Annotated in this window: 7 protein-coding genes; 4 read left to right on the top strand and 3 right to left on the bottom strand. The window is 51.7% G+C overall.

The window, feature by feature from the left end; all coding sequences use genetic code 11:
* Positions 1-32 precede the first annotated feature (32 nt).
* Genes NP589_RS04835 through NP589_RS04825 form a run of 3 tightly spaced genes read left to right on the top strand, consistent with a single transcriptional unit; the run spans position 33 to position 4,704 of the window.
* Positions 33-2,858 (top strand): LPS-assembly protein LptD, encoded by a 2,826-nt coding sequence (locus NP589_RS04835; protein WP_256605972.1) that lies wholly within the window; start codon positions 33-35, stop codon positions 2,856-2,858.
* Positions 2,859-2,865: 7 nt separating this feature from the next.
* A complete protein-coding gene (locus NP589_RS04830; protein WP_256605971.1) occupies positions 2,866-4,152 on the top strand; it encodes a peptidylprolyl isomerase in 1,287 nt (428 codons plus the stop codon).
* A 6-nt stretch (positions 4,153-4,158) separates the two neighbouring features.
* Complete coding sequence (locus NP589_RS04825) at positions 4,159-4,704, top strand: DbpA RNA binding domain-containing protein (RefSeq protein ID WP_256605970.1); 546 nt, start codon at positions 4,159-4,161, stop codon at positions 4,702-4,704.
* 39 nt (positions 4,705-4,743) lie between these two features.
* On the opposite strand, the gene NP589_RS04820 is transcribed toward NP589_RS04825, so the two are convergent.
* A complete protein-coding gene (locus tag NP589_RS04820; protein WP_256605969.1) occupies positions 4,744-7,071 on the bottom strand; it encodes a TonB-dependent receptor in 2,328 nt (775 codons plus the stop codon).
* Positions 7,072-7,478: 407 nt separating this feature from the next.
* On the opposite strand from NP589_RS04820, the gene rnd reads away from it, so the two are divergent.
* Positions 7,479-8,627: a ribonuclease D gene (rnd, locus tag NP589_RS04815; protein ID WP_256605968.1), complete on the top strand. Its 1,149-nt coding sequence runs from the start codon at positions 7,479-7,481 to the stop codon at positions 8,625-8,627.
* Positions 8,628-8,826: 199 nt separating this feature from the next.
* Here rnd and NP589_RS04810 read toward each other — a convergent pair whose 3' ends face one another.
* Positions 8,827-12,918, bottom strand: coding sequence for a bifunctional diguanylate cyclase/phosphodiesterase (locus tag NP589_RS04810; protein ID WP_256605967.1), 4,092 nt, complete (start codon positions 12,916-12,918; stop codon positions 8,827-8,829).
* A gap of 25 nt (positions 12,919-12,943) precedes the next feature.
* A complete protein-coding gene (locus NP589_RS04805; RefSeq protein ID WP_256605966.1) occupies positions 12,944-13,600 on the bottom strand; it encodes a TMEM165/GDT1 family protein in 657 nt (218 codons plus the stop codon).
* Between the last annotated feature and the right edge of the window lie 34 nt (positions 13,601-13,634).

The following is a 13,634-nucleotide window of genomic DNA, read 5'->3' as shown; positions in this document are numbered from 1 at the left end:
CGCTAAGTCAATTTAGCTGCATTCGCCAAGACATGAATTATCGGTTTTATACAATTTCTTCAGCATTATTGTTTTTTACGGGCGTCGCCTCTGCTGCCAATAATGCGGCGTGGAATTGTGAACAAACCAAAAATGGCGAATGGACCTGTCTGAATCAAACACCCGCAGGCAATGAGCTCACAGCTCAGCCGCAAGTGATTAAACCTACTCCACCGGCGCAAGCCAAGCCCGCGCCGCCGGAAACGGTCGCGCAGCCGCCCGCTACGGTCGTGCCCGCACCCGTTCAGCAAGCGGTTAAGCCAGAGCCGGAGCCGGAAAAAATTAATGTGGTCGAAAAGGTGGTGGAAAAAGCCGTGGCCGAGCCGCAAAAATTGCGGGTTAAAGTAACTGAAAATCAAAAACCGGTGCTGGAAAAAGTCGAGACCAAGACCGAGACAGCCAATGCCAACAGCGGCAAAGTGCCTGGCTGGACCTGTAAAACCGGGGATGACAAGAGCGGCTGGAATTGTAATTTGGTAGGAGCCGATCCGAAAGGCGAGGCCCATGTCGTGGCCGAAGGTGGCGGCAGCGAAGAGTCCGGTTCGTATTTGTTTACGCCTACCTTTGATCGCAAACAGGAGCGGGATTTTCAAACCTTACGGGCCGAATTCGATAAAGATCCTTGGCAAAGCTGCGAAGTGTGGGGCGCGAAAAAACGCAAAATCAGAGCTACCTCCGCCGAGGTTCGCGATGCGGCGACGACCGATATCAATGCCGACTTTTCGGAAGTGTTCGACGGCGAAGTACTTAATTTTGCCGGTAACGTCGATATGGTGCGCGCCGATCAGCATTTGATCGCAGACAAGGCTAGTTACGATACGGTTGCGGAGACTCTGGACGCACAAGGCAGCGTGTTGTACAGCGAAGATCAGTTGGCGTTCTCCAGCGAGACCGCCTCCTTGAGTCTTGGTAAAGACGAAGCGCGCTTGCGGAAGGCGCAATTCATCGTCGCGGAGGCGCCGTTTCGCGGCAACGCCGAGGTGGTTTATCGCGAGAGTAAAGGCTTGTCCCGTTATAACGACGCCGCTTTTACCAGTTGTGCGCCGGGCAATCAGGATTGGATCGTGCATGCTTCGCGGATGAAAATTAACCGGGACAGCGGGCAAGGTTCAGCGAAAAACGCCTGGCTGGAATTTAAAGGCGTACCGGTGTTGTACACGCCGTATATTTCCTTTCCTACCGATAATCGGCGTTTGTCGGGTTTATTGGCGCCAACTTGGGGTAGTACGCAACGGAATGGTTTTGACGTTTCCGTGCCGTTTTATTGGAATATCGCCCCCAACTTCGACGATATCGTCACGCCGCGTTACATGAGTAAGCGTGGCGAGCAATTGCGCAATAAGTTCCGCTATCTGACCGATATGTCCCGAGGTACATTTTCTGCAGAATATATGCCCAACGACCAATTGGTCAACAAGGCCCGTTACTCGGCGAGTTGGAAAGATCAGACCAGCTTATTGCCGGGTTTGAGCTCCTTGCTGGATTTGAACTATGTGTCCGACAAAACCTATTTCAATGACTTAAACAATGCGCTGGGCTTCCAAAATACCAGTTATTTGCCCAGTACTGCGTTGCTGAGTTACGGCGGTGCTGTTGCCGGCACCGGCGTAGGCCTGTCGGTTGGCGCATACCATTACCAATCGGTGGATAAAACCATTCCCGATGCGGCCATGCCTTACGATATGCTGCCTCGCGTCAATTTCAACGTGGCCCGGGCGTTTGAAGGCTTGCCGGTCACGCTGGCGATGAATAACGAGTTCACCCATTTCTATCACACCGATTTGGTTAATGGTCAGCGCATCAATATTGCGCCTTCACTCAGTTTGCCGTTGGAAAGTAGCGCCGGATATTTCATCCCGAGAATCACCGGTCAATACACGCAGTATCAGTTAAGCAACCAAACCTTAGCCGGTCAGCCCAGCACTATCAGCCGGACCTTGCCGATCTTCTCGGTTAGCAGCGGTATGAATTTCGAAAAAGACCTTAACTTCGGTGGTTCGCAGTATCTGCATACCTTGGAGCCGCAGGCTTTTTACCTGTATATCCCGCGCAAGGATCAAAGCAATATTCCGGTTTTCGATACCGCTTTGTACGATACCAACTTTTACAGCTTGTTTAGGGAAAACCGCTTTGCCGGCGGGGACAGGGTTCAGGATGCCAATCAGGTCACATTGGCGACCGTTTCACGGTTTATCGATTCTAATACCGGCTTGGAACCTTTAAAGGTCAGTCTGGGACAGATTATGTATTTCCAGGACAGAACGGTAACGATGCCTGGACAGCCTACCGAAACCAGTAATACCTCGAATTTCGTCGGCGAGCTGAGCGGCCAATTCAGCAAACATTGGTCTTATATGACCGGTACCCAATGGGATCCGGAAGCTAACGGCTTCGCGCGCGGCCAAGTGGCATTAAAATACAATATGCAGCCGAACCAGATTGTTAACCTGGGCTATCGCTACCGTCGCAATCCCTTGGATAGTTTACAAACCATCTCGCAAACCGACGTGTCGTTCCGCTTACCTTTGTTTGGTGAATGGTATGGCTTCGGTCGTTGGCAGTATTCTTTGAATTTCGACAAAACCACGGAAAGTTTCATTGGTGTGGAACGGGAAAACTGTTGCTGGCGCTTCCGTATTCTGGGTAGACGCTTTATCAACGGTGCCAATACCATCGCTTTTATCGATCCTAGCACCAAGCCGGAAACCGCGTTTTTCGTACAGTTGGAACTGAAAGGTCTGTCCAGCTTTGGCGACAATGTCGATACCTTCCTGCAAACCAACCTGAAAGGCTATCGCAAAGCCAGCTATTTTGAGTAAGCAACGCATGATAAAAAAATGGTTAGTGATTTTCTGTTTGCTACTGGGTGCTTATATCGCTCCGGGTCAGGCCCAAGTATTGGACCGGATAGTGGCAGTGGTGGAAGAAGATGTGATTCTGGAACGCGAGCTCAATAACGAAGTGGCTGCCATTACCAACAAATTGAGCAGTAGCAATGTGGCGATGCCGCCCGAATTCGTCTTACGCAAACAGGTGTTGGAACGCATGGTGGTCGATAAACTGCAACGGCAACTGGCGGCTAAATCGGGCGTACAGGTCAGCGATGAGATGCTTAGCGCTTCAGTCGCTGATATAGCCAGCCGCAACGGCTTGTCGGTTGAAAGTTTTCGTAACGAGTTGGCCAAACAAGGCATGGAATACAAAGCTTTCGAGGATAATCTACGCAACGAAATTATCATCAATCAGCTGCGCGGGCGGGAGATCGGTTCGCGGGTCAAGGTCACCGATGCTGAAGTGTTGCATTACATGGAAACCCAGAGCAAAGCCGGGCAGAGCAACTCCCAGTATCATTTGGGGCATATTCTAATCGCGGTGTCGGAGGCGGCTTCGGCCACCGCGATTCAAAAAGCCAAGGACAAAGCCGATCAAGTCATCGCCGATTTACGCGGCGGCAAGGATTTCAAACAAGTCGCGGTGAGTGTTTCCGACGACGATAACGCCCTGAAAGGCGGCGATCTGGGTTGGCGCAGCATCGGTCAAATTCCTTCGCTGTTCACCGAAGTTGTCACGACGATGAACCAAGGCGATGTCTCCGAAGCGATTCGCAGTCCCAGCGGTTTTCACATCATCAAAATGCTGGAAACCGAGGGTGCCGGGCAGCATATCGTTACCAAAACCAAGGTCAGGCACATTCTGATTAAGACTAATGAATTGGTGGACGACGCCGAAGCGCAAAAGCGTTTGGTGGCGCTTAGAGAGCGGATCAACGACGGCGACGATTTTGCCAACTTGGCGCGCGCGCATTCCGACGACAAAGGGTCGGCGATTAACGGCGGTTCGCTGGACTGGGTCGGTCCGGGCGCCTTGGTGCCGCCTTTCGAGGAAGCCATGAACAAGCTGGCGATTAACGAGATTAGTCAGCCGGTGCAAACCCAGTTCGGTTGGCACATGATCCAGGTGTTGGGCCGCGAAAATCAGGATAACAGCGAGCAATTCAAAAAAGACAAGATTCGCGATGAAATCCGTAAGCGTAAAATCGAGGAAGAAACCGAGTTATGGTTGCGGCGCTTGCGCGACGAGGCTTTCGTGGAAATCGATCTGGATAGACTGTAAGGGAACATGAACGCTTTCTCTGTCGAAAGTCGTAAGGAAGACAAGTTTAAAAGACGCTTGCAGCGCATCGTCACCGAAGAAGACCTGACCCTGCATCGGGAGTTGATTCAACGTACCGCTGCCGAATTGGATATAGATCTACTGACTTGCGCTGCGGCCTTGGTTTATTTGAGCCAACCAAACTTGTATCCGGCCCATACACAACAGCCCAAGCTGTTGGTCCCTCTACCGCAGCCTCACAGTCGCGGTCCGCATGCAAACGGCAAAATGGTGCGTTATCGCCTGGCCGTCGGTAGTCAGCATCAGGTTAGCCGTGACGATATTCAGGCGGTATTGGTTGAAGAGTCCGGTGTAGATAAAAAGCGCATCGGGCGTATCGACATTCGCGATACCCATACACTGGTGGAGTTGCCGGACGGCATGCCGGCGGATATTTTTCAGTTATTGACCGAAGCGTCCATAGGACCGCATCGCCTCAATATCAAACGCATCAAGCCGAATAAATTCAGACAGACCCGTAACAACAATCAACTAGACGAGGAAAACGGCTAAGACATCAGCCGTTTTCCTGCGGCTAAGCGTAAGCGTGGCCTACATCGTCAGTCGAATACCTATCCAGGCCGCGCGCGGAGCGCCTACACCAACAAAGCGACTTTGTTGGTCGCCAGGCAATCCCACGCCGTCGAGCACATCGCCAGTATTGCCCCACGTGCCGAAATTGGCATATTGACGGTCGAACAAGTTGCTTACTTTACCGAACAGAGCGACGTTTTTGTTGAAGCGATATTCGCTACGTAAATTAAATACTACGAATCCGGGTAGCTTAGCGGTCAAATTGGCTTCGTCGCCGCGCAGATATTGCGAGCTGTTGTAATTCATATCCATTCCCAAAGTCCAGGCGGAGACAATGTCGAAGTCGGTGCTGAACTTGAACTGATGGGCGGGAATGCCGGGAATTTTATCGCCACCGTTCACTTGAATATTCCCGCCGTCATTCATAGGGTTGTTAGGACTGCTGCCCAGAAACGGGGTTTCGAAGCTGGCATCGATATAGGTGTAATGGCTAGACCAGCGCCAGCGCTCGTAAAAATTACCCGACAACCCCGCTTCCACACCTTGCCGTAATGTAGAGCCGACATTGTCGAAATAACCGACATTGCTGCCGACGCCGCCGGTACTTTTGAAAATGATGTCGTTATTGTTGATGGTGCGGAATAAAGCCAAATTCCAGTCCATATAGCCCGGCAGCAGGTTTTTTAAACGGCCACGCACACCGGTTTCGAAGGTATTGGCGACGACTTGTTTTAGAGGCGGATCGGATACGAAGGCATTAGGCAAACGGCACGGGTCATCAGGGTTGGCGCAGCTTAACTCCATCGGTGTCGGCACGCGCGACGATTCGCTGTAGTTACCGTAAAAAGTCAATTCCGGCATAAAGGCGTACGTCAATCCCGCCGCCGGATTGAAACGATCAAAGGAATGAGAGCCATTCAGGTCGTTGCCGTAATGGTCGCGCAATTTGATATGCGACTGGTTGTAACGGCCGGATACGGTCAGATCCAACTTGTCCGTCAGTGAATAGGTGTCGGTTAAAAACACCCCGTAGTGATCGGTCTCGGTAGTCAGACGGACATGCGCATCTTGCAGCAATACCCCGCCCCCGGAAACTCCTCGGTCGGCGGTTAACGAACCAAGCTGGGTGTCGGCATGATAGCGGGCGTTACCGTAGTCGAAACTGGCTCCGCCTACCAGGTGGTTGTTGCGGCCGAATATTTTGTGGTCGAAAGCGTTTTGCAAGGCGAAACCGAACGATTGTTGCAGCGTGCTGGAGGTGTTGATGGTGCCGCCCTCGACCGCTGGTGAGGCGGCTATATTATTGCCGCCGAGGTCGAACAAGCCCTCATCGTCCAACTCGCCGCCGGATTCTGCACACAAAAAGTCGTCTTCGCCAGCGCCTTCGTCAATACATTCGCCAAACTCGCTACCATCGCCGTTATACGTGCCGATCTTATTACGCCGATAATACATGGTGCCCGATAACTGATTTTGGTTGTTTAACCAGGTATCGCCGGCCAACGATACCAGCATCATCCGGTTACGGGTGATGTCAGGATGCGTAAATACTTGATCGCGGCCGAATGCCAGCATTTCCTGGGGTAGGGCGCCATTGCCGCGCAAAGTGTTGTCGCTGCCGGCGATGCTTAAATCCAGGCCAGATTTAACGCCGCGCCAGCTCAAGGTGCCGAAGCCTTGCTTGGCTTCGCTAGGCGAATGTGCGCGCCAGCCTTTTTCGTTGAAATACTTGGCGTCCAGGAAATAGCCCCAGGTCCCGTTGTTCCAACCGCTGGTGACCTCTTCGGAATGACGGTCCCAAGAGCCGCCTTGGGCCTCGAAACTATGGCCGGGCGCCGAGAATCCGGTCTTGGTGTTGATGTTGATCGAGCCGCCCAAGGCGTTCAAACCAAACGCCGGATTCGATGCCGGCTGTAAACTCATATTGTCGATGGCGCCGCTGGGGATTAAATCCCAATTGATCATGTCGCCGAAGGGCTCATTGAAACGAATACCGTTAACATACGTAGCCAGACCTTGCGGTAAACCCATTAACGGCGAAGCACTGAAGCCGCGGTATTGCACATCCGGTTGCAAGGGGTTGTTTTGCGCATCGTTGATATTCACGCTGCCTAGGTAGCGGTTCATGTAGTCCGCCAAAGACAGGGCTTGGGCTTCTTGCAATTTTTCGGCTGACACGGTTTGTACATTCGCCGGAATTTTATTGATATCGACGCCGCCGAATTGTAAAGGCGTTACCGCCACGACCTCCACTTCCTCCAGATTAGTCGCGACTTCCGCGGCTATGGCTTCGGCTAAGGGCAGCATGCTGAACAATGGCAGCACACCTAGCGCAACTTTTTTCATAACTTTACCTGAGTAATACAAAACAAAAGCGGCATGGTAAACAAGCTGGGCCGGGGGTTCCATTCCTGGAAATAAAAAGGAAAAATTCCTGTTTCGCATCGGGTCGGCAAATTTTGGAATATTTCTAATTGCAAGCTGCTTCAGCGGCATGCCTCGCACATCGTCAAAACTGTCATTTCGGCATATCGTCTGTGGGGCACAAGGGGAATGCGGAAATCCAGCGTGCAGGGGTCTCGATGCTTACCATTCATGGCACTGGATGCTCGCTTCCCCGCGGGCATGGCGGGATTTTTGATTCAGCTGAAGCAGCTCACTAGTCGGGAATATTTAAGTCAATAACGTCCCGACGGGGTAAAATACGCAGTCACGCCGTTTTTCGGCAAGCCCTGTTAATTGCCATAGCGACTATGACTATTCAATATATTAACCGCCCGGATCAACTCGATAGCCTTTGCCAACTAATCAGCCAGGAGCCATGGATAGCTCTGGACACCGAATTTCTCCGCGAAAAAACCTATTACCCCAAATTTTGTTTATTGCAAATAGCCGCGCCGGGCTGGGTGGCTTGTGTCGATCCCTTGGCGATAGCCGATTTAACCCCGTTGTTAGAGGCAATTTACAATCCCAATATTGTCAAAGTGTTGCATTCCTGCCGGCAGGATCTGGAAATTTTTTACCAGATTACCGGCAAAATTCCCGGGCCGATTTTCGATACCCAAATAGCCGCGCCGCTGCTGGGTTTTCAGGAAAACCCGGGTTATGCAATGCTGGTGTCCAGCTTTCTGAACGTCAATCTCAGCAAGGCGCATACTCGTACCGACTGGTCGGAACGGCCCTTGAGCGAGGATCAAATTCAGTATGCCGCCGACGATGTGATTTACCTGTGCAAGATCTACAAAATCATGTGCGAGCAACTCGAGAAATTGGGGCGCTCAAGCTGGTTGGAGAGCGATTTTGCCTTGTTGAACGATCCGGAGTTGTACCAATTATCGCCGGAAAATGCCTGGTTGAAGATTCGCGGCAAAAACAAACTGACCGGCAAGCAATTGTCCATCATGCAAAGCCTGACCGAATGGCGCGAACGTACCGCGCAGCAAGAAAATAAACCGCGCAGTTGGCTGTTGCAGGACGATTTGCTGCTGGAACTGGGCAAATTGCAACCCGTGACCTTGGCCGATCTAGCTAAGATTCGTAACATCAACGACCGTACCGTCAATCGTTACGGCAAAACGATTTGCGAATTGATCGATAGCGCCAAACAACGTCCGCCCAAACCCCTGGCTGAAAAAGATCAAGCCGGCAAGAAAACCCAGCAGCATGAAGCGATACTGGATGTACTCAGCGCAGTGGTCAGAATTCGCGCCGAGGAAAATTCCCTGAATCCCATCATCTTGGCTACCCGCAAGGATTTGGAACTATTACTGTCCGGCGACGAGGATTGCCTGTTGTTGCATGGCTGGCGTTACAACATGGCCGGCCGGGAGTTGCAGGGCTTATTGCGCGGCGACTTTACCTTGAGCTTGAAGCCTGATGGCGTGGTGATTAGTCCGGTTTAGGATGCAGCGAATGGGACGGTAAACTCGCCCGATACTGCTGATGTATCAACCCGTCAATAAGATCTCTGTGGCCGGCATTTCTGCATAAACCGAAAGCCGGTGTAGCCACCGGGCTCCCGCCTGCGCGGGAGCGAGTGCGATAACAAAGTGTCAGGTCAATACTGCATTGGCGTCGGCGAGCGATGGGAGTCCGCTATCTTTATTTACCAAATTGCTGTTCGAACAATGCCGCCGGCAGCGGTTTGGCAAACAAATAGCCCTGGCCGTAATCGCAACCGATAGCGCTCAGTAAATCGCGTTGCTGCTCGGTTTCCACGCCTTCCGCGATGACTTTTAAACCCAATTTATGCGCCATCACGATGATGGCTTCGCAGAGGACATAGTCGTTCGAGTTCGCTGATAAATTGCGGACGAACGACTGGTCAATCTTCAGATAATCGATGTCGAATTTTTTCAGATAGGACAGTGCCGAATAGCCGGTGCCGAAGTCGTCTATCGCTACTTGCATGCCCGCGTCGCGGAATGCCATTAAATGATTGTGCACGGCGAGATTGGCGTCCAACAGCAAGCCTTCGGTAATTTCCACCACAATACTTTGGCCGGACAATCCCAGTCGATCCAAATAGGTGAACCAGTCTTCGGGGGCATGCTCCGGGCTTTGGAACTGCACCGGCGATTTGTTGACGCTGATTTGGAATTCGGGATTGATAGCGGTCCGCCAAGTTTGCACTTGTCGCGCCGCGGTTTCGAATACCCAATCGCCGATTTCTCTGATTAAACCGGTTTCTTCCGCCAGCGGTATGAATTCCGCCGGGCTAATCAAACCACGCTTTGGATGATGCCAGCGTAGCAAAGCTTCCGCTTTGTGGACTTCGCCGTTCAGCAAGTCGACGATAGGTTGATAGCACAGCAAAAACTGCGCGTTGGCCAGCGCGATACGTAAGTCGCCGAGCATCGCGGCGCGAGCTTCCAGTGCGTCCTGTAAGGCTTTGGTAAAGAAGCGGTAGTTGTTACGGCCCTGATTTTTGGCGGCGTACATGGCCTGATCGGCATTTTTTTGTAATTGGCTTAAATCGGTACTGTCGTTTGGATAAAACGTGATACCGATACTCGCGGAGACATAAGCCAGTTCGCCGTCCAAGCTGAACGGCGCACTGAGTTTTTGCAGCAGGTTTTTAGCTATCGGTTCGGACACTTCGATGCAATCCAGCTCGCTTAAGATAATCGTGAATTCGTCGCCGCCCAAGCGAGCCACGGTGTCGGACTCCCGCACACAGGTCTGCAAGCGCCGCGCGGTTTCCTTCAGTAAGTTGTCGCCCATGTCGTGGCCCAGCGTATCGTTGATTTCCTTGAAGCGGTCCAGGTCGATAAACAACAGTGCAAACAATTGCCCCATACGGTGGGCTTTTTTGATTTCCAGTTCCAGCCGGTCGCGGAACATGCGCCGATTAGGCAGACCGGTGAGCGGATCGAAGTTGGCTTGCCGCCAGATTTGTTCCTCGGATTGCTTGCGTTGAGTAATGTCGGAAAACAGTGCAACCCGGCGTTGCGGCTTGCCTTCTGCGTTATAGATGGTGTTGATGGCCAGTTCTTCGACGAACAGGCGGCCGTCCTTACAGCGATTTTTTATTTCTCCACGCCAAGCGCCGGTAGTATCCAGCGCAGCCCATAGCTCTCGGTAAAACGTCGCATCATGTTCGCCGGAACTGAGGATATGCGGATTTTTACCGACAACCTCTTCCTGCGTATAGCCGGTCATCGTGGTAAACGCGGGGTTGACGCTGAGGATGGTATTATCGCTGTCCACCACTATCATAGCTTCGCTGCTGTTGTGGTAAACCAGAGCCGCCAATCTCAGGGTTTCCTCGATTTTGCGCAGCTCGCTGATATCGCGGGCAAAACCCACTGTACCCAGCAACTGGCCTTGCTCATCCATCACCGGCGCTTTATAGGTCTCGAACCATTTGCGTACGCCGCGATCAACAATTTCTTCTTCGACTATCAACTTATCCCTTAAAGCCAGCACGCGGCGGTCATCGGCGAGATAACTTTCGGCCAGTTCCGGTGGGGCGATGTCGAAATCATTTTTGCCCACCAAGGCTTCCGGATTTTCGGCGGCAAATACGTTGGCGAACTCCTGGTTGACCGCCAGCAATCTACTTTCGGTATCTTTCAGCCAAATCGCATGCGGAATGTTATCCAGCAATGCGCGCTGATAATATTCTTTCTGTTGTAATGCTTGCTCCGCACGATATTGATTACTGACATCGCGAAAACTCCATACGCGGCCAACAATGTTGTCGGCGATACTTTGCGGCTTGGAATAGCGTTCAAAAATCCGGCCGTCGCTGAATTCGATCAGGTCGTAACTTTCTTGATCCGGGTGATTGTAGAGCTCCTGGACTTTGTCGAAAAACTCGCCGGGGTTTTTTAGCTGCTTAATGGCTAAATTCAAAAGCGTTGTATCGTCTTTATCTTCTCCAACCGCAGTGTTCGGCAACTGCCAAAGTTCAAAAAAGCGCTGGTTGTAAGTAACGATTTGGCGTTGGAGGCTGACGACCAGAATACCGTCAGCCGTGGCTTCCAAGGTAGCCCTTAGCAAGGAAACCGATTGGGCCAATGCGTCTTCTCGGGCTTTATTCTCGCTAATGTCTTCGTAGCTGCCCAAAACCCCGATAATTTCATGATCGGAATTGCGTAAGGGTATTTTCGATGTGCGTAGCCAAATGGTATTGCCGTCAGGGGTGGTTTGCGGCTCTTCATAAGCCAGTTTGCCCGTACCCGATATGATTACCTGGCGATCATCCGCTTGATAAATAGGCGCTTGTTGAGCCCAATTGAGCTGATGGTCGTTCTTCCCGATTAAATCCTTTGAGCTATGTTGTCCGGCATCGCCGGCAAATAGCGCGTTGCAGCCCAAATAGCGAGAATCCAGGTCTTTCCAGAACACTCGGATCGGCAAGGTTTCCAGGATGGTCTGCAACAATAAATTGGATTCGGTCAGCGCTTTTTCAGATTTTAGCTGCTCGGTAATATCGAATAAAATGGCCAGATTATCTCCGACATACGATTCGCCCAAGGATACCGAGCCCGCAAGCACAGTACGCCGCTCGCCGTGTTTACAATTAATTTCCGCCTGGATGGTTTCGAAACTTTGTGTGCGACGGGATCTATCAGTCAACGCCAGCCAGGTTTCCATAATTGTCCGGCGGTAGACAGGGTCCGGATATGCTTTAGGCCACCAATCGTCAAGCGTTTTAATATCGTCCAGCGTGTAACCGAAAGCTTTGTTAAAAGCCGGATTTAGTAATGTGAAATTGCCTTTGGCGTCGTAAATGGCCTGGGGTACTGGGGAGTAGTCGATTATTGCCTTCAAACGCCGTTCGCTATCTGCCAGTCCTGCGGTAATCAGTTGCTGTTTGTGTAGGGTTAGCGCCAAAGTCGTGCCGGTCCAGGACAGTACCAATATATAAAACCATAGGTTCAGCAACTCGCTTTTCTCAAAGTCGTCGCCGAAAAAGCCCTGATGATGTGCGGCTCCGAATAGCGCTTGGATGGTAATCAAGCTGGCAATCAGTGTCACGCCATGACGATTGAAACGGAGGGCGGCCCAAATGGCAAACAGAAACATCCAGTAACCGCGGGAGATTTTTCCAAAGACAGGCTGGAAAGCATCGAGAAATACTACTTGACCGGCGAACAAGGTCAGAATGATCAGCAGCAATGCTTCCAGGCCGCGTTTTTCAGCAAACCATTGCTTTGGCCATTTCCGCCAAACCAATAATATGGGTGTGGCGGTGACAATGCCGAAAGCATCCGCCATCCACCAATGTAAAATCGATTGCGGCATAGCCGCTAATGGTATGAAACCGGCCTGATGTAAAGCCCAAGGGCCAATACCCGCACTGATTAACGAGCAAGCGGCGCCGGTTAGGGTTAACCAGATAAAGTGGCCTGGTTCGGTTAATTCTAAAGAAAAACGCTGGTGGCGTTTTAGTAGGTAGGCGGCTGTTACCGATTCCAGTGTGTTACCACTTGCAATTGCAAAAGACAGTGGGAACGAGTCGTCTACCATCAAGCCGGCGGCAAAAGCGCCCAGAAATATGCCTGACCAATAACGAAGGCCTTTCAGCAATAAAGCGGCCAATCCCAATCCGCTGGAAAACCACACCAAGGTGACATTGCCGGTTTCCGAGAAATAGGTGAGTACAATTTTAGCCAACAGGCAATAAAGCCCGGCCAAGCTGAGTATCGCCGGAAAGTCTAGCCAGCGGTAATTGGGAAATGCCATGAATCGCTTCACGTTTGGAGTTTGGCTAAAATTGCGGCAGTAAACCGGCGACAAGCAAGCTTTCGTAGGCTTTAAAAGCTGCTATTGCCGATAAAATCAGGAAAAACACCCCGCTGGCTTTATGCAGCAAGGACAAGGGTATTTTTTGCAACACAGTGCGCCCGGCCAAAACGCCTAATGCGGAGGTAAACGCCAGCGCCAGCGTCGAACCCAGCCAAACCGCAATCGGTTGCGCGGTACTGCTGAACGCCACGACGGCCAATTGGGTTTTATCGCCAAATTCGGCGACGGTAATCAATAAAAAGGTTGTAAAAAATATACCGTGGCCGCTTTTCTCGGCGATTTCCTCGTCGTCATCGTCTTCGTCGTGGTTGAGTAAGGCATGCAGACCGAAGGCGGCAAAGAGCAGGGCGACGGTGGCCGCGACCAGATATTCCGGTAACCATTTCGCAATCGCCGCACCAAAAACTACCGCCAAGGTGTTTAGCAGTGCGAACGCGGCGATAGCCCCCCACAGCACCGGAGCCGGTCTGTGCTTGGACGCTAAGGTCATGCATACCAATTGGCTTTTATCGCCGATTTCAGCGGCCGCGATCAGCGCAAAGCTGGTGCCGCCGGTCGCCAGCAGTTCCGTAAAGTTTAATGAGCTTATTTGGGTGATTAGTGGCGCGAGGTATTCCATTCTGTATCGAAGTGTTTGATCAGAAGATAAAAGC

Source organism: Methylomonas rosea (assembly GCF_024505055.1).
Classification (GTDB): domain Bacteria; phylum Pseudomonadota; class Gammaproteobacteria; order Methylococcales; family Methylomonadaceae; genus Methylomonas; species Methylomonas rosea.
This window is presented reverse-complemented; position numbering and strand designations above follow the sequence as displayed.

Coding starts and splice junctions, on each gene's coding strand:
- NP589_RS04835 (WP_256605972.1), top strand. CDS start 33: ATGAATTATCGGTTTTATACAATTTCTTCAGCATTATTGTTTTTTACG.
- rnd (WP_256605968.1), top strand. CDS start 7,479: ATGACTATTCAATATATTAACCGCCCGGATCAACTCGATAGCCTTTGC.
- NP589_RS04810 (WP_256605967.1), bottom strand. CDS start 12,918: ATGGCATTTCCCAATTACCGCTGGCTAGACTTTCCGGCGATACTCAGC.
- NP589_RS04820 (WP_256605969.1), bottom strand. CDS start 7,071: ATGAAAAAAGTTGCGCTAGGTGTGCTGCCATTGTTCAGCATGCTGCCC.
- NP589_RS04825 (WP_256605970.1), top strand. CDS start 4,159: ATGAACGCTTTCTCTGTCGAAAGTCGTAAGGAAGACAAGTTTAAAAGA.
- NP589_RS04805 (WP_256605966.1), bottom strand. CDS start 13,600: ATGGAATACCTCGCGCCACTAATCACCCAAATAAGCTCATTAAACTTT.
- NP589_RS04830 (WP_256605971.1), top strand. CDS start 2,866: ATGATAAAAAAATGGTTAGTGATTTTCTGTTTGCTACTGGGTGCTTAT.